The organism is Kitasatospora sp. NPDC001539, from assembly GCF_040298565.1.
In the GTDB taxonomy this organism is placed as follows: Bacteria; Actinomycetota; Actinomycetes; order Streptomycetales; family Streptomycetaceae; genus Kitasatospora.
In genome coordinates this window covers 1-21135 of sequence record NZ_JBEPAK010000125.1, presented here as the reverse complement: position 1 = coordinate 21135, position 21135 = coordinate 1, and the positions used below count along the sequence as shown (strand labels likewise).

The window sequence follows — 21135 nt, the reverse complement described above, 5'->3', positions numbered from 1 at the left end:
GTTCCCGGGCGCCCGAGCCGGTGAGACTGCCAGGGAGTCCGCCCCTGCCACCCTGTGAGGTCGTGCGTGATCGCCGCCACCGGCACCCCCCGCCCCGTCCGGCGGCCGGCCCGCGCCGCCGTCGCGGTCCTGCTCGCGCTGGCCGCGGCCGTGTTGACCCTGGGCTCCGCCCCCGAAGGGCAGGGCGGCTCCACGGCGCCGACCGCCTCGGCCGACCCGGCCGCCGGGCGGATCCTGTTCGCCGGCACCAACCACCGCGGCCTCGGCCGGGTGACCGGAGCGGCGTCCAGCACCCCGCTGTTCGGCCCCGGCCCGATCCACTTCGACCAGGACCCGTCGGCCCGCGGCGGTGAACTGGTCTTCACCAGCCTGCGGGACGGCCCGCTGCCGCAGGTCTACCTGCGCGACGCGGCCGGCGCCGTGCGCAAGCTCACCACCGGCATGGACACCGCCCACCCCGCGCTGGCCCCGGACGGCAAGGGCGTCGTCTTCGAGGCGCTGGAGCCGACCGGGCAGCACGTGCTGTGGGTGGTCAACCGGGACGGCAGCGGGCTGCGCCGCCTCACCGACGGCTCGGCCGACGAGACGCACCCGACGGTCTCGCCCGACGGCCGCTGGGTCGCGTACGCGTGCACCGGCGATCCGGCGCACACCCAGGTCTACCTGCGGCCGTTCGACGGCGGGGCGCCGGTCAGGATCACCAACGTGACCACCGGCAACGCCGTCGACCCGACGTGGAACCCGCAGAACGACGACGCGCACCGCAACGAGATCGTCTACACCTGGGACAAGGGCGGCGACCAGGGCCGGACCCTGATGCTCACCTCTCCCACCGGCGGCGACAAGGCGTTCTTCCCCGGCACCGGCTCCACCTGGCACACCGGCTCCGCCTCCTGGCTGGCCGACGGCACCGGAGTCCTCTTCCTGAGCCCGGACCGGCCCGACGCCCCCGCGCCCGGGCAGCAGCCCGACCCGTCCCAGCCGCCGGTGGTGAACCTGTACCGGGCGCCGACCTGCTCCTGCACCGACCCCCAACTGCTGTACAGCACCAACCGATTGATCGCGAACCCGACCTGGCTGGGCACCCAGGCCGACGGCGGCCCCGTGGTGGAGCAGACGAGCGCCTCCGCCGCCAACGTCGCCGACGTCCAGGACGTCCGCCCGGACGGCGCCGACCCGCGCGACCTCGGCATCAGCGTGCTCACGGAGGACCCGGCCGCCGACACCAACACCAACCCCGACCCGGCGGCCGACCCGCTCTTCCACCCCCGCCCCGGTTACGACCCCTGGTTCGAACGGCAGACCTACACGCCGGACGGCCGGCAGATCGTCGTCACCCGCTACGAGGACTCGCCGGCCGGCCGGATCGAGCGGATCTGGCTCGCCGACGCCGACGGCTCGAACCCGCGCCCGATGAACCTGGCCGGGCGCGGCCCGCTCGACCGGGACACCGACCCCGCCCTCTCGCCGGACGGCCGGCTGATGGTGTTCAGCCGCAGCGCCCCGGGCACCGACCGGGCCCCGGCGCGCCCGGGACGCCTCCTCGTCGCCGAGGTGGCCACGGGAGCGATCGTCGGCACCGTCGCCCCGCCGGCCGGCCAGACCGGGGCCTCCGACGGCGAACCCTCCTGGTCCCCGGACGGCAGGCTGATCGCCTTCTCCAGGACCGCCGTGATCAACGGCAACGCCGGCAACGTGCACATCTGGACGGTGGCCGCCGACGACCTCACCCGGCAGAACGACCTGAGCCGGGCCGCCTGCCCGGGCAGCTGCAACGTCATCGACGACAGCCCGGCGTTCTCGCCCGATGCCAAGCGGATCGCCTTCAACCGCAAGGCCGGCGACGGCGGCAACAACCGCCAGGACGGCGTGGTGGTCACCTCGCCCACCGGCACCGACTGCTCGGTGGTGCTGCCCGCCGGGCTGCGCGGACGCAAGGGCGCCTGCACCCAGCCGCTGCCGGACACCTCCGAGACCGGCCCGTTCCAGCCCCGCGACGTCGCCTGGACGGCGAACGGCGCCCAGCTGGTGCTCACCTCCCGCCGGGCCCTGCCGCCCGACTCGCCGGAGGGGCTGGCCGTCTACGACCTCGCCGCCGGCACCTTCACCCCGCTGGACCGCCGGCTGCCGGGGCGTCAGAAGGAACCGTCCGTCCAGCAGTCCGTCGACCTCGCGCTGAGCGCCCCCGCCCGGACACCCGCCGTCCCCCTGGACGGAGGCACCGACGTGACCGTCACCGTCACCAACAAGGGCCCCGCGCCCGCACCCGGCACCGTCCTCACCGTCTCCGTGCCGACCGGCGCCCGGCTCGGCGGCCTGACCACGCCCGTCGGGCAGTGCGACGCCGCGGCGATGCGCTGCGAACTCGGCACGCTGGCACCGGGAACCGCCGTCCGGGTGACCGCCCGGCTGATCGGCACCCGCAGCGGCACCCAGCCCTTCGGCTGGAGCGTCACCGGCACGGTCGTCGACCCCAACCCCGGGGACGACTTCGCCGAGACCCTCCTGCCGGTGCAGGACCCGGCCACCCCCTCGCCGACCGCCTCGCCCTCCGCCACACCGACACCCACGGCCACGCCGACACCCACCCCGACACCCGCACCGAGCCCCACCGTGACACCCGCCCCCGCGCCGCCCGCCTCCCCGGCCGTCACGCCCGGGCCGGCACCGGCCCCGCCGCCACTCGCCGGACCCGCCGTGTCCGTCGACGCCCAGCCCAACCCGGGCTACGTCGGCGGCCGGGTGACCGTCAGCTACACCGTGCGCAACACCGGGCGGGCCCTCGCCACCGGGCTGCGCCTGACCCTCGGCCTGCCCGCCGGAATGCCCACCGAGGCGCTGCCGCCGGGCTGCCGGGGCGGCAGCTGCGCTCTGGCCGACCTCGGCCCGGGCGGCAGCCAGGTGGTCCGGGTGGTGCTGGCGCCCGTGGCGGCCACCGAGACCACCATCAGCGCCGAGCTGACGACGACCGGCACCGACGCCGTCCCGGGCCCGCACCGGGCGAGCACCCCGCTGCGCATCCTCCAGCCGCGCATCGTCGCCGTGCCGCCGATCGGCAAGCCCGGCTTCGTGACCTCCGTCCGCGGCACCGACTTCCCGCCCGGCGCGCCGGTGCGGTTCACCTGGCAGCCCGGCATCACCGCCGCCGCGGCCCCCACCTACCCGCGCGCCGACGGGACCTTCGCGGGCCAGCTGCTGATCCTGCCCAAGGACGAGACCGGCCCCCGCACCATCACCGCCGACGGCCCCGGGTTCTCCCCGGTCACCACGCCCTTCCTGGTGGTCGAGGGCAGCATCGGCCCGCCGGGGGAGGTGGAGCGACGGTGATCCACGAGGTCGACGAGGCGCTGCGGCTGCTGCTCGCCGAGACCGGACTGCCCGAGCGCGGGATCGAGGTCGTGTTCGACGCGCCCACCCGGGACCTCGCGGCCCGGCGCACCGCGCCGACGGTCAGCGTCTTCCTGTACGGCATCCGCGAGGAGACGGGCCGTCGGCAGACGGGCGTCATCGCCGCGTACGACGCCGACGGCATGGTGGTGGGCCACCGCGCCGCCCCGCGCTGGTTCGAGCTGGGCTACCTGGTCACCGTCTGGACCAACCGGCCGCAGGACGAACACCGCCTGCTGGCCGAGGTGTTGCAGTGCGTGACCGCCGTGGAGGCGCTGCCCGCCCGGATGCTCACCGGGACGCTCGCCGAGCTCGGACTCACCGTCGAACTCGACATCGCGGGGCGCGACACGGGCCTGCCGTCGGTGTCCGACGTCTGGTCGGCGCTCGGCGGGGAACTGCGGCCCTCGATCGACCTGAGGGTGCTCGCCCCGCTGCCCGGCGGGCTCACCCCGGCGGGCCCGCCGGTCACCGAGGGGCTGGTGCTGCGCGCCGAGGACGCCACCCGGGACGGCACGGCGCCCGCCGACGGCCCGGGCCGCCGACTGCGCTACCAGGGCGGCACGGACCCGGGGCCGGACGGCTTCGCCGCGCCCCGGGAGCGCGGGCTGCCGCCGGGCCGTCGACCGCGGGGCAGGGCGCGATGAGCGTGGACCTCGAACCGGACGCACCGGCCGCCTCCGCCACCTCCTCCCGCTCGGCCTCCGGACCGTCGGCGGGCGCCGCGAACGGGCTCCCGGCGGGCCTCGACCACCTCTGGGAACGGCTGCACCGCGTCGAGCAACGCGTCCGCACCGCGGTGCGCGAGCGCCGGGCCGACGACCCGGACCCGGACGACCCGTACCGCGGCCAGTACCTCGGGCCCGAGGCGGTCGAGCGGATCCTGGCGGCCTCCGCCGCGGCGGGCCTGGGCGCCACCGCGGCCGGTGACGGCGGTCGCACCCTCCACACCGGTCTCGCCGCGCACGCCGGTCTCACCGCGCACGCCGGTGTCACCGCGCACACCGGCGAGGCGAGCCCCCTCGGCGCCGCCGACGGCTCCACGCCACCGCCCGGCTCCCGGCTCGCGCGGCTCGCCGCCGCCTTCGGGCTGCTCCCGGTGGACGTCGACCTGCTGCTGGTGGCCATGGCCCCCGACCTCGACCACCGCTTCGAACAGTTCTACGGCTACCTCAACGACGACCTGACCAGGCGCCGGGCGACCGTCGCCCTGGCTCTCGAACTGTGCGGCCTGCAGGGCGCGGGCGCCGGCCGCTTCCGGTTCGCCGGACAGGCTCCGCTGGTCGCCGGCGGCCTCCTGGAGGTCACCGAACCGGAACGCCCGCTGCTCTCCCGCACCCTGCGGGTACCCGACCGGGTGACGGCCCATCTGCTCGGCGACGACGCGCCGGACGACGCACTCGCCGGACTGGCCCGCCGAGCGGCTCCGGGCCGCGTGCCGGCAGCGGCCGCGGAGTCCGTCGAGCGGCTGCGCGCGGCCGCGGCGGACGGCGGGCTCGTCTACCTGCTGGACCGCGGCGGGCACGCCGGCCCGCTGGCGGCGGCCGCCCTCGCGGCCGACGGCCGACCGCCCCTGGTGGTCGACGCGGCCGCGCTGGCCGCCCGCCCGCCGGGCGGCACCCTGCGGGTGCTGGCCCGCGAGGCCCGGCTGGGCGGCGGCGGTGTGGTGCTCGGACCGCTGGACCGGCTCGAACCCGACCGGGCCGACCGGCCCGAGCGCGCCGGGCTGCTGCGCGACCTGTGCGCGGAACTCGCCGGTGTCCCGCTGATCGTGTACGGCCCGCAGGTGTGGGACCCGGCCTGGGCGCGGCAGAGCCCCGTGGTGGTCACCGCCCCGGCGCCCGACGCGGGGGACCGGACCGAGCTGTGGTCGCGCGCGCTGGCCGCCGCCGGGACGCCGCTGAGCGCAGAACTGGCCGAGGGACTGGCCGATGCCGTGGCCGCCTACCGGGTGGACCGGGAGAAGCTGGAGCGGGCCGCCTCCGTGGCCGCCAGGACGGCCGCCGCCGAGCAGCGCCCGGTGCAGGCCGGGGACCTGCGGGCCGCGGTGCGGGCGCAGAACGCGGCCGGCCTCGCCCGGCTGGCCCGGCGGATCGAGCCGGCGGTCGGCTGGGCCGACCTGGTGCTGCCCGACCCGACCGCGGCCCGGCTGCGCGAGCTGGTGCTGCGGGCCCGGCACCGCGACCAGGTGCTCGGGCAGTGGCGGATGCGGCCGGGCGGCGGCCGGGGGAACGGCGTGATCGCGCTGTTCGCGGGGGAGTCGGGCACCGGCAAGACCATGTCGGCCGAGGTGGTCGCCGCGGAGCTCGGCATGGAGCTGTACGTGGTGGACCTGTCCACCGTGGTGGACAAGTACGTCGGCGAGACCGAGAAGAACCTCGAACGCATCTTCACCGAGGCCGCGCAGGTCAACGGCATCCTGCTGTTCGACGAGGCGGACGCGCTGTTCGGCAAGCGCTCGCAGGTCAAGGACGCCCAGGACCGCCACGCCAACGTGGAGACGGCCTACCTGCTCCAGCGGATGGAGTCCTTCGAGGGCATCGCCGTGCTGACGTCCAATCTGCGCGCCAACCTCGACGAGGCGTTCACCCGGCGGCTGGACGTCATCGCGGAGTTCCCGCTGCCGGACGAGGCGCAGCGGCGCCTGCTGTGGGACCGCTGCCTGGGGCCGCGGCTGCCCCGCGGGGACGACCTCGACCTGGACTTCTGCGCCCGGCGGTTCGAACTCGCCGGCGGTTCCATCCGGGCCTGCGCGGTCTCTGCGGCGTACCTGGCCGCCGGGACGGGTGCCCCGCTGGGCATGGCGCAACTGGTCGCCGCGGTGGTCGGGGAGTACCGCAAGCTCGGCCGGCTGGTGCTGGAGAGCGAGTTCGGCCCGTGGCTGGGCGTCCTCGCGGACGCCGGGCACGCCTGACCCGCCCGGCGGGCCGGAGGTGCCCGGCCGTCCGGCGGCCCGGGGCGCCTCCGGCTGCGCGGACCAGTCACGCTGCCCGCCGGGGCAGTCGTTCCTGCCCCCGGTCGGGGCCCTCGGGACATGTCCCCGGACGGTGCCGGGGCAGCAGACTCGTGGGCGAATGATCGGCGAATGACCGGCCACCCGAAGGAGCGCGAATGCCGTCGTACCTCACCCCGGGCGTGTACGTGGAGGAGGTCCAGTCCGGTGCCCGGCCGATCGAGGGCGTCGGCACGGCCGTCGCCGCCTTCGTCGGCTTCGCCGAGACCGGCCCCTTCCACGAGCCCACGCTGGTGACCAACTGGGACCAGTACGTCCAGCGCTTCGGCGGGTTCACCGAGGGCACCTACCTGGCGCACTCGGTCTACGGCTTCTTCGCCAACGGCGGCGGCTCCGCCTACGTCGTGCGGGTCGGCGACCCGGCCCGCCAGGCCGCCTCGGGCACCCCCGCCCCGGCCGTCAGCGCGGCCCCGCCCGTCGCGATCGCGGGCTTCCTGTACTCGGCCCTGCCCGGCGCCGGCGGCGACGTGTCCGTCGAGATCGCCGACGTCGAGGGCGACAACGTCCCCGACGACCGCTTCCGGGTGCTGGTCCGCCGCGGCAGCGAGGTCGTGGAGACGTACGACGTCTCGACCCGCAGGAACACCAAGGGCTACGTCGTCACCCAGCTGCGCGAGTCCAAGCTGATCGCCGTCGCCGAGCAGCCCGGCACCGCCCCGAGCCGCCCCGAGCGCGCGACCCACGGCCTCGCCGCCGCCCCCGCGCCCGTCCCGGCCACCGCCCCCGGCACCCGGCTGGACCCGGCGGAGTACGTCGGCGACGCCGCGGCCCGGACCGGCTTCTCCGGCCTCGAGGCGATCGACGAGATCACCATGGTCGCGGTGCCCGACCTGATGAGCGCCTACCAGCGCGGCGACATCGACGACGAGGGCCTGCGGACCGTCCAGCTGGCGGTGATGTCGCACTGCGAGCAGATGGGCGACCGGATCGCCGTGCTCGACCCGCCGCCCGGCCTGAACGCCCAGCGGATGCGTACCTGGCGCAACGAGGAGGCGGGCTTCGACTCCCGCTACGCCGCGCTCTACTACCCGTGGATCAAGGTCTTCGACCCGGCGAGCGGCCGCAACGTGCTGGTCCCGCCGAGCGGCCACGTCGCCGGGGTCTGGGCGCGCAGCGACGCCGAGCGCGGTGTGCACAAGGCGCCGGCCAACGAGGTCATCCGCGGCGCGGTGGACCTGGAACTCCGCCTCAGCAAGGGCGAGCAGGACCTGCTGAACCCGATCGGCGTCAACTGCGTGCGGGCGTTCCCCGGGCGCGGCATCCGGATCTGGGGCGCGCGCACCCTCTCCTCCGACCCGGCCTGGCGCTACCTGAACGTGCGCCGGCTCTTCAACTACCTGGAGGAGTCCATCCTCCTGGGGACCCAGTGGGTCGTCTTCGAGCCCAACGACGACCGGCTGTGGTCCAGCATCCGCCGGAACATCACCGCGTTCCTCACCGAGGAGTGGCGGCGCGGGGCGCTGTTCGGCCAGACCGCGGCCGAGGCCTTCTACGTCAAGTGCGACCGCGACAACAACCCGCCGGAGTCCATCGACCTCGGCCAGGTGATCTGCGAGATCGGGGTCGCGCCGGTCAAGCCCGCGGAGTTCGTGGTCTTCCGGCTGTCCCAGTTCTCCGACAGCACGAGCCTCGTCAACGAGTGACCGCCGTCAGGTCGGCAAACCCATCGCATCGGAAGGTGACAACCAGCCATGGCTGAAGGCGATCCGCTCTCCACACACATATTCGGCGTCCAGCTCGGCGGCTACAACGTCGAGTCCGTCAAGGAGATCAGCAACCTGACGGTCGAACAGGACGTCGTCGAGTACAAGCAGGTGACCCAGGAGGGCAAGCTGATCGTCCGCAAGCAGCCCGGTGCCCGGCTGCCCGGCGAGGTGACGATCACCCGCGGCCTCGACAAGAGCGGCGCGTTCACGGACTGGATCAAGGAAACCCTCAACAACGGGGCCATCAACACCGCGCGGCAGAACCTCACCATCGAGGTCAAGGACACCACCGGTGCCACCCTGCGGCGCATCCAGCTGACCAACGCCTGGGCCAGCCGCTGGGAGGGCCCCACGCTCAGCGCGGGCGAGTCCAGTGCCGCGACGGAGACCGTGACCATCGTGTTCGAGGAGATCAGCGTAGAGTGAGGCGACGGATCGGCCTCGACGAGCTGCTGGAGGGGGCCCCGGCCCCGCAGGACCCCGCACCGCAGCAGCCGGCCCCGGGGCAGACGGGCCCGTCCGGGCCCCGGGGACGGGCCCCGCACACCGAGTTCGAGTTCGAGCTGCCGCTCGGCTACGTCGACGACGAGGGGACCGTGCACCGGCACGGCACCATGCGCCTGGCCACCGCTCGCGACGAGCTGATGCCGCAGATCGACCTGCGGGTCAAGGAGAACCCCGCGTACCTCAGCGTGGTGCTGCTCAGCCACGTCATCACCAGGCTGGGCGACATCACCGACGTGCACGCCGGGGTGGTGGAGCGGATGTACGCCACCGACGTGGCGTTCCTCCAGGACCTCTACCAGCGGATCAACAGCGAGGGCCACACGCGCGCCGCGGTGACCTGCCCGCACTGCGACGGCGCCTTCGAGGTCGACCTCGCCGGTGGGCGCCTGGGGGAATCGTGACGTACGCGCCTGCTCGGCTGTACGAGGAGATCGCGTACATCGCCTACCACTTCCACTGGCAGCGGGAGGACATCCTCGACCTCACCCACCGCGAACGCGGGCAGTGGGTGCGCGAGATCGCGCGGCTCAACACCCGCATCAGCGAAGGCGGGTGAACCGGTGGGGGTTCGGGACTGGATCGGCCGCCGCAGGGGCGGCGAGGGCGGCGCGTCCTCCGGCGCCCCGGGCGGCCGCTCGGACGGCGCGTCGGCCGGCCTGTCCGGCGGCCCGTCCGCCGGGGTGCCCAGCGGCGCGACGGACGGTGTCGGCACCGGAGGCACCGGTGGCGCCGTCGGGGCCGTCGGGGCCGTCGGGGCCGTCCAGCGGCGCCCGGCGGCGGACGGAGGGTGGCGCGCGGTGCGCCCGCTCGTCCCGACCCTGGCCGCGGCCGCGCCCGGCGTCAGCGACGGCCTGGCGTTCCGCTCCCGGCTGGCCTCCTGGCAGGACCCTTCGTTCTGCGGCCCGCTCGGCCACGCGGTCCTTCCGACCGCCCCGGCGGGCATCCTGCGGGCAGTGGCCAGGCCGGGCTCCCCGGCTCCCGTCCGCACGGGCGGGGACGAACTCGTCGTGCCCGCCGCCCCGGTGGAGCCCGGGGCGGAACAGCCGTCGGAGCACGGCCGGTCGGGGGCTCCCGGCCCCCGGCAGGCCCGACCGGTCCAGCGCTCCGTACGGTTGCGGCGCCTCCCGGTGCGCTCCGGTCCGCGCACGGCGCCCGCGACGCGCGGGGGCGGGGCCGGCCGGGACCTCGCGCGCGAGGGTTCCGGCGGCGGTGCGACCACCTCCGCCGCCCCGGCGCCGGACGGGCGGACGCCCGCCGGGGCCGGGCCACGTGACGCCCGAACCACTGCTCCTGGGACCGGCGTTGCCGCGCCCGGTGCTCCCCAGCGTGCTGCTGCCCGGCCCGGTGGTGCAGCCGGCCCGGCCGCACCGACGGCCCGTACGGCGCCGGAGCGAGCGGCCCGGAGCGCCGCGCCGACGGCCGATGCGGCCGACGCCTCCCCGCGCAGCGGCGCGGCGGGCCCGTCACCTCGCGCGGTGCGGCCGCGGCCCGTCGGCGCACCGCTGACCGTGGCCCGGCGCCCCCGGGCCCTGTCCGTGCGCCCGGTGGCGGCCGTTCCCGGGCGGACCGCCGCCGCGGGTAGCGCCGCCCAGGGGAGCGCGGCCGAGCCGTCGAACCGTGCTGCGGCCGTGCTGCCGCCGTCCGTGCCGCCGGCAGCAGCGCCCGCCGACCGCACCCGCCCGTCCGAGAGCGGCGAGGCCGATGTCGTCGGCACGCCGCCGGGTGCGGCCGCCACCGCCGCGCCAGGGCGGGCCGCGCAGGGCGAACCCGTGGTCCAGCGCGCCACCGCGGCGGGCACCGGCACGCCCACCCGCCGCCCGGTCCTCGGCGAGCCCCTGACCACGCTGCCCTCGAGCGCCTCACCCCTGGCCTCCACCGGCCCCCGGCCGGCGGCTGCCGCCTCGGGCGCTCCGGTGATGCCCGTGGTGTCCGCCGACGCCGGGTCCACCGGCTCATCCTCCGCCGCTGCCCGGGCGAGCGGTACCGACGGCACCGCCCGGCCGTCCGCCGGCGCGGGCCGTGCCGCCGCCGCTCCGGTTCGCCGCGCCCGTACCGGTGCCGGACGGGGCGGTCAGCCGCCGTCCGGCGGTGCCCGGGAGCCGGTTGACGGGGCATCGGTGCAGCGCGCGCCGTCCGGGGGCGCCGACGCGCCGTCCGCGCCCACGCCCACGCCTGCCCTGCCGCACCCACCCGCCGCGCCCGCCCCCGGGCGTGACCTGCCCGTTCAGCCCGACCCGGCGCCCGCGCGCACGCGGACGGGCCTGGGGGCGCCGCTCGATGCGCTGCCGCCGACAGCGGCCGTGGCCGGTAGCACCGCGCCCCTGCTCGGAGCGGGCCGACCGGTCCGGCGGAGCACGGCTCCGGCGGCCGCCGCCGAAGCCGCTCCCGCTGCCGCCACCACTGCCTCCCCAGCCGCCGGGGAGGGCCTGCCCGTGCAGCGCGCCGCCCTGCGCCCCGGTGACGGCGCCACGGATCCGACCGCCGCTGCGGCGCCCGCCGCGCCGCCGGCTGCCCGTGCCGGCCGATCGGCAGCTCCGACCGCCCCCACCGCCCGCGGCCGGTCCGCGCCCTCCGGCGGGGAGCACGGCACCAGCGCACCGGCGGCCGGCCGCGCCGCCTTCACGAACCTCCCGCCGGGAACGGCGACCACTCCCGGCGCGCCCACGCCCGGCGGCAGCCCGCGGCGGCGCTCCCGGGCGGCTGGGCAGCCGACGGTCCCCGCGGCCCCGCCCGGTGGCCCCGCTGCCGCCGGCCCGGTCGCCGCCCCGCCGGGAACGGGCGCTGGCCAGGCGGCTCCCGCGACGGTTCCACCGACCGTCCGGCCGACGGTTCCCGCCCGCCCGGCGTCCGGCGGCCTGGGCGTGCAACGGGCCGGGCAACTCACCGGCCGGCGGCGCGGATTGCTCGGCGAGCGGCGGATGCCGTTCGCCCTCGCCGGCTCGACGGCGCCGCCCGCCATCGGCGCCGGCACGCCCGTCGGCACGCCCACGGCGCCCGCCAGGCCCGTGGTCCCGGCCGTCTGGGCGCATTCGCTCGCCGCCCGCACGGGCGGCGAGCCGACAGCCGCACCGGCGGCCGAGCCGACCGCGACCCCGAGCGCCCCACCCCGACCGCGCCCGCGTTCGCACGCGCGGCGCTCGCCGGACGGCGGAGACGGTGGCATGACCGCCAACCCGCAGGGCTCGCCCGCGACGTCGACGCAGCCGCGGACCCCGGGCCCGGCCGCGGCACCGGGCCGCACCGCCGGCGCCGAGGCCCCGCGCGGGGTCGTGGCCGCCGTGCAGCGCGCGTTCTCCCGGCGCACCCCGGAACGGGCGGGCGGCCGGCCGGCAGCCGGTCACGCGCCCGCCCAGGCGGGCCCGGCGACCCCCGGCACCGCCCGCGACGCAGCCGCACCCGCGGACCCGCCGCGCGCACGGCCCGGTCGCGCCCGCGGGTCGGCCCCGAGGGCGGGCGCCCCGGGGCTGCCGCAGGGGGCCGCCGTGCCGGCATCCGCAGTGCGCCCGGGTGCCGCCACGGCCGCCGCCCCCGTGTCACCGCGCCTGGGCTCCGCGCAGTCCGGACCGGCGGGCACGGGCCGTCCGGCGTCGCAGAGTGCTGCCGCGCCGATGCCCGCAGGGCGCCCGGGCGCCGCCGCCGGTTCGCCGGCCGCCGCACCGGTCGCCCAGCGGCCGCCGGTCGTGCGGCTCAGGCCCGTGCAGGCTCCGGCGGTCCAGCGCCTGCCCGCGCCGTCCCGGCTGCCGCAGTCGGGCCCGCAGCTGTCCCCCCAACCGTCCGCGCAGCCGTCCCCGGCGCACTCTCCCGGCGCCGCGGCCCCCGCGGTCACCGGCCGGGCACCGGCACCGCGGCAGCCCCTCAGCGCCTCCGCACCCGTCGTGGCACGGGCCCTGCCGCTCGGGTCCGCCGCCACCACGGCCCCGCCCGCGACCCAGCCGCCCGGCACGGCGCGGCTGCTGCAGCGGGTGGCCGAACAGGCGGGCCTGACCGGCATCCCGCTGACCGCCGTGCCGGCGCGCACCCCCACCACGGTGCAACTCGCCCCGTCGTCCCAGCCCGCCGCGCCGTCCCGAGCCGCCTCGACTCCCGGGAAGGCCCCCGGCGGACCGCCCGCCGAGCCGCCCGCCGACCCCGCCGACCTCGACGAACTGGCCCGGCGGCTGGTCGAACCGGTCGGCCGGCTGCTGCGCACCGAGTTGCGCAGGGGCCGCGAGCGCAGCGGCAAACCGTACGACATGCGCCGCTGAGCGAGACCGGAAACGCGCACCACGGCGCGGACGGAAGACCGTGGACCAGACGGACGGCCGACAGCGGGCCGCAGCGACGTGACCGGAAGCAGGAAGCGGGACCGATGACCGACAACATCTTCGCCAGCAGCGTCTTCTTCAGCCTGAGCATCGGCGGGAACGACCTGGGCGAGTTCACCACCTGCTCCGGGCTCGGCGCCCAGGTCGAGATCGAGCAGTACGCCGAGGGCGGCAACAACGGCTTCTCCTGGCAGCTGCCGGGCCGCATCACCTGGACGAACATCACGCTGACCCGCGCCGTCACCGCGGACAGCGCCAAGATCACGCGCTGGCTGTCCGAGATCGTCCGGAAGGTCGAACCGAAGGACGGTGAGATCGTGGCGCTGCGCCCCGACCTGAGCCGGATCATCGGCTGGCAGGTGCTCGGCATCGTCCCGGTGCGCTGGGAGGGGCCGTCCTTCGACCCCTCGAGCTCCCAACCGGCGGTGGAGACCCTGGAGATCGCCCACGCGGGTCTGCGCCCGGCCTGACCCGGCGCCACGCCGCGCACCGAGCCCGCCCCGCACCCGCCACGCCCCGCACCCGTCCCGCACCGAGTCCGCCCGCCTCACCGGCCGCCCCACCCACGCAAGGAGCACCAGGATGCCCGCAGCGGTCCCCGCCAGCGTCACCCGGGCCCAACTGACCATCATGGAGCCCCCGTCGACGGTCGGCGCCCAGCCCGGCGGCGTGCTCGCCCAGCTCCGCCTCCAGTTCAACCCGGCGTCCCTGGTGCTGCGCAAGACCACCGAGTGGCGGCGCACGCCGTCCCGGATGGCGGGCGAGTCCGCGTTGCCCGAATTCGTCGGCAGCGGCCCGCGCTCGCTCTCCCTCGACGTGTTCCTGGACTCGACCGCGACCCACGACAACTCGGTGGAGCGGGCCGTGGAGCAGCTGATGACGGCCTGCGTGCCCACCCCGGCCAGCCTGGCGCGCAAGACGCCGGCCAGCCCCTGGATCCGGCTGGACTGGGGCACCCTGAAGACGACGTCGTTCAACGGGGTGCTGACCGGCCTGTCGGTCACCTACTCGCTCTTCGACGTGGACGGCAAGCCGTTGCGGGCGGTCTGCTCGCTCTCCATCGACGAGGCCAGCGTCGACCCGGCGGGCCAGAACCCGACCTCCGGCTCCCCGGAGGCCCGCAGCACCCACCGGGTGATCGCCGGCGACAGCCTGCCGCTGCTCGCCTGGCGCGCGTACGGGGACGCCACGGCCTGGCGCACCATCGCGGAGGCCAACGACATCGACGACCCGCTGAAGCTGGTGCCCGGCGCGGAGCTGATCGTGCCGAGCATCGACGAACTCACCCACGGCGGCCGCCGATGACCACCCCCGAGGCCCGGGGCGGCCGGCCGTTCGCCGCGGATCCCGTCGTCGAGGCGCCGGGCCCGCTGCCGCCGATCTGGGTGACCCAGCTGGTGTCCTGCGACATCGAGGAGAGCGTCGGCCTGCCCGACACCGCGGTGCTGTCCTTCCGGGACGCCGACCACACCTTCCTCTCCGCGACCGGCATCACCATCGGCACCCGGCTGACGGTGTCCGTGGTCACCGTGCAGGGCAACACCCGGGTGCGGCTGTTCACCGGCGAGGTGACGGCGCTGGAGCTGGAGGTGGACACCACCGGCTCGTACACCGTGGTGCGGGCCTCGGCGGTCACCCACCGGCTGATGCGCGGGCGCCGGGTGAAGGCCTTCCGCAACATGACCACCGCCGACATCGTCCGCGCGGTCGCCGCCGGCGCCGGCCTGGCCTGCGGCCGGGTCGACTCCTTCCCGGTCGTCCACCAGCAGCTGTCCCAGGCGAACGTCCCGGACTGGGACTTCCTCCAGTTCCTCGCGCAGGAGAGCGGCGCCCAGGTGCGGGTGGACGACGACGGGCGGCTGGAGTTCGTCCGGCCCGAACCCGCCTCCGGCGCACCGGCCCCCTCCACACCCGCGCCGCAGAGCCCGCTGGTGCTGGAGTACGGCCGCAACCTGCTGGAGCTGCGCGGGGTGCTGACCGGCGCGGGCGGCGCGGACACGGTCGAGGCGCGCGGCTGGAACGTGACCACCAAGAGCGCCCTGGTCGCCACCGAGCCGTCGGTGACCTCGCCCACCGTGCAGCCGGGGATGAGCCCCTCGGCGGTGACCTCCGCCTTCCCCGGCCGGGCCCGGCTGACCGTCGCCGACACCCCGTACCGCACCCAGGCGGAGACCTCCGCGGTCGCGCGGTCGCTGGCCGCCTCGGTGGCCGCCGGATTCGGCGAACTGGAGGCGGTCGTCGAGGGCAACCCGCGGCTGCGGGCGGGCACCGCCGTCGCCCTCGGGAACGTCGGCGCCGCCTTCTCCGGCCGCTACACCGCCACCGCCGTCCGGCACCTGCTCGAGCCGTTCCGCGGCTACCGCACCACCGTGGTGGTCAGCGCGGCCCCCGACCGCTCGCTGGCCGGGCTGGTCACCGGCGCCGGCGCACCGCCGCGCGGGCCGCGGATGCCGGGGCTGGCCGTCGCCGTGGTCACCGACGTCCGGGAGCCGGGCAGCGGGCAGCGCGGCTGGGTGAAGCTGAAGTTCCCCTGGCTGGACGACACGTACGTCTCCGACTGGGTGCGCACCGTGCAGTGGGGCGGCAACGGCGGTGGCGGCGTGGTCAGCCCCGAGGTCAACGACGAGGTGCTGGTCGGCTTCGAACAGGGCGACCTGGACAGCCCCTACGTGCTGGGCGGCCTCTACAACGGCGTCGACCGCCCCTCGCCGCACGACGTGCCGCTGGTCGACGCGGCCTCCGGCAAGGTCAACCGCCGCTCGGTGGTCTCCCGTTCGGGCCACCGCCTGGAACTGCTGGACGTGCCGGGCGGCAGGTCCGGCGTCCGGCTGGCGAGCGGGGACGGCAAGCTGGAGGTCGAACTCGACCAGCAGAACGGCGAGATCGTCCTGACCGTGCACGGCCTGCGCGGCGGGCCCGGGAGCACGGTGCGGCTGTCCTCCACCGGCATCACTCTGGACGCGGGCACCGGCGAGGTGAACGTGCGCGGAGGCTCGGTGACCGTCCGGGGCACCACGGCGGTCACCGTCGACGGCGGAGCCGAGGCGGTGCTCAAGGGAGCCTTCGTGCGCATCAACTGACGCGACGCCGGTCGAGGGACCGACCCGGCAGCAGACCACACCACCATCGAAACGGAGACCGCAGATGCCCCCCGCAGCCCGGACCGGCGACATGACCGATCACGGCGGCGCCCTGACCACCCCGCCGCCGGGCGCCGTCAAGGTGGCGACCGTCCTGATCGGCGGCCGCCCCGCCGCGGTGGTCGGCAGCGTGCACGCCTGCGTCCCGCACGTGGAACTCGGCCCCGCCAACCTGGTCCTGCCCTCGCCCGGCACGGCGGCCGGGGGAGTGGTCCTGATCGGTGGCCTCCCCGCGGCCCGCATGGGGGACAGGACGACCTGCGGCGCCACCATCGTCGCCGGCGCGTTCGACGTGCTGATCGGAGGTGCGGTGTGACCGGGAACTTCATCGGCCGCGGCTGGGCGTTCCCGCTGCGGGTCAACGCCACCGGCGGCATCGGCATGGTGGACCGGGACCGGGAGCTGGCGGAGGCCATCCGGCTGATCCTCGGCACCGCCCCCGGCGAGCGCCCGATGCGCCCGGAGTTCGGCTGCGGCATCCACGACTACGTCTTCGCCCCCGGCGACAGCACCACCGCGGGGCGGATCGCGCGCGAGGTGCGGATCTCGCTGGAACGCTGGGAGCCGAGGATCGAGGTCGACGACGTGGTGATCGCCTACGACAGCGTCGACGAGGGCACCCTCTACATCGACGTCCACTACACCGTGCGGGCCACCAACGACCGCCGCAACCTGGTCTTCCCCTTCTACACCATCCCGGAGTCCCCGGCCGCGCTGGACGGGAGCGCGAACTGATGGCGCTGCCCTCCCCGAACCTGGACGACCGCCGGTTCCAGCAACTCGTCGACGAGGCCAAGAGGTACGTCCAGCAGCGCGCCCCCGAGTGGACCGACCACAACGTCTCCGACCCCGGCGTCACCCTCATCGAGACCTTCGCCTACCTGGTGGACCAACTGCTCTACCGGCTCAACCGGGTGCCGGAGAAGAACTACGCGGCCTTCCTCGACCTGCTGGGCGTCCGGCTGTTCCCGCCCGCCGCGGCCCGGGCCGAGGTCGACTTCTGGCTCTCGGCCCCGCAGCCCGACACCGTCCTGCTGCGGGCCGGCACCGAGGTCTCCACGCTGCGGACCGAGACCGACGAGGCGGTGGTCTTCGCCACCGTCGAGGACCTCCCGATCGTCCCCAGCTCGCTGGAGCGGCTGGTCACCGTCTCCGCCTCCGGCGAACAGTCCGACCGCACCGCCCGGCTCGCCGACGGCGCCGACGTGCCGTGCTTCCAGCCGCGCCCGGTGGCCGGCGACGCCATGCTCCTCGCCCTGCCGGCCGTCACCCCCCGCTGCATCCTCGTCGTCCGACTGGACAGCCGGGTGGAGGGCGTCGGCGTCGACCCGCGCCAGCCTCCGCTGGCCTGGGAGGTGTGGGACGGTGCGCGCTGGATCACCTGCGAGACCGGCACCGACACCACCGGCGGCCTCAACCGGCCCGGCGAGGTGGTGGTGTTCGTGCCCGCCGGGCACACCGCCTCGGTGGTCGCCGGCCGCCGGGCCGGCTGGCTGCGCTGCCGCGTCACCGAACCGCAGCCGGGCCAGCCGTTCTACTCCGAGTCCCCGACCATCCGCCGGGCCGAGGTGTTCACGGCCGGCGGCACCGCGACCGTCGTCCACGCCCAGACCGTCACCGACGCGCCGCTCGGCACCTCGGAGGGCGTCGCGGGCCAGAGCTTCCGGCTCGCCCGCCCGCCGGTCCTGCTCGACGGCGGAGCCCCGGCGGTCGAGGTCGCGGCCGGTGAGGGCTGGGAACGGTGGACGGTCGTCGAGCACTTCGGCGACTCCGCGCCGAGCGACCGGCACGTGGTCCTCGACGCCACCAACGGCGAGTTCCTCTTCCCGCCGGCCGTGCGCGAACCCGACGGCAGCCTGCGGGCCTTCGGCGCGGTGCCGCCCAAGGGCGCCCAGCTGCGCGTGCCGCACTACCGCACCGGCGGCGGCAGCGCGGGCAACGTCGCCCGTGGCACGATCACCGTGCTGCGCAGCTCCGTCCCGTACGTCGCCCGGGTGGACAACCGCGAGGCCGCCCGCGGCGGGGTCGACGGCGAGACCGTGGAGAACGCCAAGCTGCGCGCCCCGCACCAGCTGCGGCTGCAGGAACGCGCCGTCACCGCCGGAGACTTCGAGCTGATCGCCCGGCAGGCCGCGCCGTCCGCGGCCCGGATCAACTGCGTGCCGCAGACCGGCGGGGAGGCCGGCACGGTTCGGGTGCTGGTCGTCCCCGACGCGGTCGCGGACGACGGCGACCGGCTGCGGTTCGAGCAACTCATCCCCGACGAGGAGGTGTTGGCCGCCGTCGCGACCGCCCTCGACGAACGGCGGCTGATCGGCACCCGGATCCTCGTCCAGCCCCCCGCCTACCAGGGCGTCACGGTGGTCGCCCGGCTCACCACCCGCGCCGCCGACCCCGACCGGGTCCGCGAGACGGTGCTCGCCGAGCTGTACCGGTACCTCAACCCCCTGCGCGGCGGCGCCGACGGGCGGGGCTGGCCGTTCGGCCGGGCGGTGCAGTACGGGGAGGTGTTCGCCGTGCTCCAGCGGGTCGCCGCCGTCGCGGGCGTCGAGGAGCTGCGACTGTTCCCGGCGGACCCGATCACCGGGCGCCGGGGCGCGCCCGCCGAGCGGGTCGACGTCCCGCCGGACGCCCTGGTCTTCTCCCACCAGCACCAGGTCGTGGTCACCGCGGCCGAGGGCGGGGAGGCGGGGGCATGAGCCGCGCGGCCGTCCCGGGCCTGCCGAGCCCGCACCCGATCGGCGAACTGCTCCCGGCCCTCTTCGCCGACGACGACTTCGCCCAGCGCTTCACGGCCGGCCTGGACACCGTCCTCGCCCCGGTCTTCGCCACCCTCGACAGCCTGCCCGCGTACTTCCGGCCGCGCCTCGCACCGGCGGACTTCCTCGACTGGCTGGCGTCCTGGGTCGCGGTGGAAGTCGACCCGGCCTGGCCGGAGGAGGTGCGCCGCACGGTCGTCGGCCGCGCGGTCGAGCTGCACCGGTGGCGCGGCACCCGGCGCGGGCTCGTCGAGCGCCTGCGGCTGGTGCTGGACGCCGGCGCCGAGATCATCGACGGCGGTGGCGTCTCCTGGTCCACCGCTCCCGGCGCGGCGCCGCTGCCGGCTTCGAGCGGCGAGGTGCTGATCCGGGTCTGGCCCCTGCACGGCGCGGAGCTGGACGAGGACCAGGTGCTGTCCGTCGTCACGGCGGGCTGCCCGGTCCACCTGACCTGCCGGGTGGAGATCCTGCCCGGCCCACCCGGGCGAGCGGAGGACTGACGAATGCGGGTGTGCCCCGACTGCGGAACGGCCAACGGGGAGGACGACGACTTCTGCGGCAACTGCGGCGCGTACCTCGGCTGGTCGCGCCCCGCCGCCCCGGCTGGGGGTGCCGGGTCTGCGTCGGCGACTCCGGCGCCGGGGGCGGCGGCGACGCCGGCGGAGGGTCCGGCGTCTGCGTCTGCGTCTGCGCCCGGGTCGGGGGCGGGGCCGGGGTCGGTGCCGGGACCGCCGCCGGTACCGGCTCCGGCTCCGGCACCGGCGGAGGGGGCGCGGCCGGCGGCCGCGACCGGGCCTGAGGCTGCGCCTGCCTCCGCCGCTGCCCCTGCGTCCGGACAGTCGGAGCCCGCCGCGCCCGCCGAGCCTCCCGCGCACGACACGGCGCGCACCGGCTCAACGTGGCGAACCGTGTCGCGACGGGTGACGCGGGCGGCCAGGAAGGAGCAGCCACCCGTTCCGGAGGGCGCACCGCTCACCCCGGCCGCCCAGGAGCCGCCGGACGCGCCGGCCGTCGAGCCCCCGGCGTCGACCTCCTCCCGGGTGCGGCCGGCCCCGACCGCCGCGCCGGCCGTTTCCTCGGGACCGGCCGACGCTTCCGGACCGGCTGACGCTTCGGGACCGGCCGCGCCTTCTGCTCCCAAGGCGGCGCCCGGGCCGGTTCCCGTCCCGGCGCGGCGACCGGCGCCGGTCCCCGAACCGTCCGCCGTCCCCGAACCCCGGACCGACCCGGTGGCCGTGCAGCCGGCCAAACCCGTCGCCCCGCGCCCCGTCGTGCGGGAAACCGTGGCCGAGGAGACCCAGGAGGGGCCGCCGTGCCCCCGGTGCGGCACGCCCAACCTGCCCGGGCGGAAGTTCTGCCGGCGCTGCGCCGCACCGCTGACCGTCACCGCACCCGTGGCCGAGCTGCCGTGGTGGCGCACCCGTTGGCCGTTCCGCCGCCGGGTGCGCATCGGCGGCTCGGGCAACGCGCTGCGCCGCACCATCGCGCTGCTCGTCCTGGTCGCCCTGGTGATCGCCGGGATCCTGCTCTACCCGCTCGGGAAGGACGCCTACCAGGACGTGCTGGACAAGCTCGGCAGCACCGCGGCGATCACCCCCGCCGCGGTCACGGCGAGCGCGGCGGTCGAGGGCCATCCGGCGACGGCGGCCGACGACGGCCTCAGCAACACCTACTGGGGCGCACCCGCGATCGGGGACTCGGTCACCTTCGGCTTCCGCACGCCGTTCCGGTTGGTGGACCTGATCATCCACACGGGCGACTCCGCCGACCCCCAGCACTACCAGCAGCAGGGCCGCCCCCTGGTCCTCGCCCTGGAAGTCACGGCCTCGGACGGGAAGGTGCACCGGCAACAGATCACGCTCAACGACCAGCCGGGCCCGCAGACCGTGGCGACCGGGATCAGCGACGTCGTCCAGGTGAAGCTGACCGTCCGCGAGGCGGCCGGGACGGGCCCCGGCCGTGCGATCGCCCTGGCCGAGGTGGAGTTCTTCAAGCGGACCTGACGGCAGCCCACGTCATGGCCGTGCCCGAGGGCATTTGTCCTCGGGCACGGAGGAGGAGTACTGTTCCTTAGTCGCTCGGCAGGGAGCACCGGACACGCATCGGCGCGGACGGTCCCGGAGCGGCCAATCCTCTGAACACACTTCCGGTTCGTGCCGGTCGTTTCGCTGTGCGCGGTGCGGCTCGGTGCTTATTCGGCGTGCTCGTTTTATCGGATTGCGGCCGATTCGCTTTTCGGAGCGGGGATCGGCTAGAGTTTGAAACGTCGGACGGGGCGTCAAACCCCGGAAGACACCAGCGAGTTGGATGAGGGAAGCG

At 76.4% G+C, this 21135-nt stretch carries 16 protein-coding genes; all 16 read left to right on the top strand.

What is annotated here, in order from left to right:
• Positions 1–66: 66 nt before the first annotated feature.
• The 16 genes from ABT247_RS20065 (at position 67) to ABT247_RS19990 (ending at position 20819) form a co-directional block, all read left to right on the top strand.
• A complete protein-coding gene (locus tag ABT247_RS20065; protein ID WP_350744157.1) occupies positions 67–3327 on the top strand; it encodes a hypothetical protein in 3261 nt (1086 codons plus the stop codon).
• Positions 3324–4034, top strand: coding sequence for a Pvc16 family protein (locus ABT247_RS20060; protein WP_350744156.1), 711 nt, complete (start codon positions 3324–3326; stop codon positions 4032–4034). Before ABT247_RS20065 ends, ABT247_RS20060 begins: the two co-directional genes overlap by 4 nt.
• Entirely contained in the window at positions 4031–6301 is a 2271-nt protein-coding gene (locus ABT247_RS20055) for an ATP-binding protein (protein WP_350744155.1), read from the top strand. The genes ABT247_RS20060 and ABT247_RS20055 overlap by 4 nt, the downstream gene beginning before the upstream one ends.
• Before the next feature lie 197 nt (positions 6302–6498).
• On the top strand, positions 6499–8043 hold the full coding sequence (locus ABT247_RS20050) for a phage tail sheath family protein (RefSeq protein WP_350744154.1): 1545 nt from the start codon (positions 6499–6501) through the stop codon (positions 8041–8043).
• A 48-nt stretch (positions 8044–8091) separates the two neighbouring features.
• Positions 8092–8532: a phage tail protein gene (locus tag ABT247_RS20045; RefSeq protein ID WP_030290301.1), complete on the top strand. Its 441-nt coding sequence runs from the start codon at positions 8092–8094 to the stop codon at positions 8530–8532.
• Positions 8529–9014, top strand: a complete 486-nt coding sequence (locus ABT247_RS20040) for a hypothetical protein (protein ID WP_350744153.1) — start codon at positions 8529–8531, stop codon at positions 9012–9014. The genes ABT247_RS20045 and ABT247_RS20040 overlap by 4 nt, the downstream gene beginning before the upstream one ends.
• Positions 9011–9169, top strand: coding sequence for a DUF6760 family protein (locus tag ABT247_RS20035; protein WP_181970396.1), 159 nt, complete (start codon positions 9011–9013; stop codon positions 9167–9169). Before ABT247_RS20040 ends, ABT247_RS20035 begins: the two co-directional genes overlap by 4 nt.
• Before the next feature lie 3319 nt (positions 9170–12488).
• Positions 12489–12857: a hypothetical protein gene (locus ABT247_RS20030; protein ID WP_350744152.1), complete on the top strand. Its 369-nt coding sequence runs from the start codon at positions 12489–12491 to the stop codon at positions 12855–12857.
• Positions 12858–12961: 104 nt separating this feature from the next.
• On the top strand, positions 12962–13387 hold the full coding sequence (locus ABT247_RS20025; RefSeq protein WP_350744151.1) for a phage tail protein: 426 nt from the start codon (positions 12962–12964) through the stop codon (positions 13385–13387).
• A gap of 112 nt (positions 13388–13499) precedes the next feature.
• Complete coding sequence (locus ABT247_RS20020) at positions 13500–14222, top strand: CIS tube protein (protein ID WP_350744150.1); 723 nt, start codon at positions 13500–13502, stop codon at positions 14220–14222.
• The gene (locus ABT247_RS20015) at positions 14219–15997 is read left to right on the top strand and encodes a VgrG-related protein (RefSeq protein WP_350744149.1); all 1779 of its coding nucleotides are present in this window, start codon (positions 14219–14221) and stop codon (positions 15995–15997) included. Before ABT247_RS20020 ends, ABT247_RS20015 begins: the two co-directional genes overlap by 4 nt.
• Positions 15998–16061: 64 nt before the next feature.
• Positions 16062–16373, top strand: a complete 312-nt coding sequence (locus tag ABT247_RS20010; protein ID WP_350744148.1) for a PAAR domain-containing protein — start codon at positions 16062–16064, stop codon at positions 16371–16373.
• Complete coding sequence (locus tag ABT247_RS20005; RefSeq protein WP_350744147.1) at positions 16370–16792, top strand: GPW/gp25 family protein; 423 nt, start codon at positions 16370–16372, stop codon at positions 16790–16792. The genes ABT247_RS20010 and ABT247_RS20005 overlap by 4 nt, the downstream gene beginning before the upstream one ends.
• Positions 16792–18756 (top strand): putative baseplate assembly protein, encoded by a 1965-nt coding sequence (locus ABT247_RS20000; RefSeq protein ID WP_350744146.1) that lies wholly within the window; start codon positions 16792–16794, stop codon positions 18754–18756. The genes ABT247_RS20005 and ABT247_RS20000 overlap by 1 nt, the downstream gene beginning before the upstream one ends.
• Positions 18753–19316: a phage tail protein gene (locus ABT247_RS19995; protein WP_350744145.1), complete on the top strand. Its 564-nt coding sequence runs from the start codon at positions 18753–18755 to the stop codon at positions 19314–19316. Before ABT247_RS20000 ends, ABT247_RS19995 begins: the two co-directional genes overlap by 4 nt.
• Positions 19317–20045: 729 nt before the next feature.
• Positions 20046–20819 (top strand): zinc ribbon domain-containing protein, encoded by a 774-nt coding sequence (locus ABT247_RS19990; protein ID WP_350744144.1) that lies wholly within the window; start codon positions 20046–20048, stop codon positions 20817–20819.
• Positions 20820–21135: the final 316 nt, after the last annotated feature.

Excerpts from the sequence above, each read along its gene's own strand:
- ABT247_RS20000 (WP_350744146.1), top strand. The coding sequence starts at position 16,792 with ATGGCGCTGCCCTCCCCGAACCTGGACGACCGCCGGTTCCAGCAACTC.
- ABT247_RS20015 (WP_350744149.1), top strand. The coding sequence starts at position 14,219 with ATGACCACCCCCGAGGCCCGGGGCGGCCGGCCGTTCGCCGCGGATCCC.
- ABT247_RS20020 (WP_350744150.1), top strand. The coding sequence starts at position 13,500 with ATGCCCGCAGCGGTCCCCGCCAGCGTCACCCGGGCCCAACTGACCATC.
- ABT247_RS20025 (WP_350744151.1), top strand. The coding sequence starts at position 12,962 with ATGACCGACAACATCTTCGCCAGCAGCGTCTTCTTCAGCCTGAGCATC.
- ABT247_RS20010 (WP_350744148.1), top strand. The coding sequence starts at position 16,062 with ATGCCCCCCGCAGCCCGGACCGGCGACATGACCGATCACGGCGGCGCC.
- ABT247_RS20045 (WP_030290301.1), top strand. The coding sequence starts at position 8,092 with ATGGCTGAAGGCGATCCGCTCTCCACACACATATTCGGCGTCCAGCTC.
- ABT247_RS20055 (WP_350744155.1), top strand. The coding sequence starts at position 4,031 with ATGAGCGTGGACCTCGAACCGGACGCACCGGCCGCCTCCGCCACCTCC.
- ABT247_RS19995 (WP_350744145.1), top strand. The coding sequence starts at position 18,753 with ATGAGCCGCGCGGCCGTCCCGGGCCTGCCGAGCCCGCACCCGATCGGC.
- ABT247_RS20050 (WP_350744154.1), top strand. The coding sequence starts at position 6,499 with ATGCCGTCGTACCTCACCCCGGGCGTGTACGTGGAGGAGGTCCAGTCC.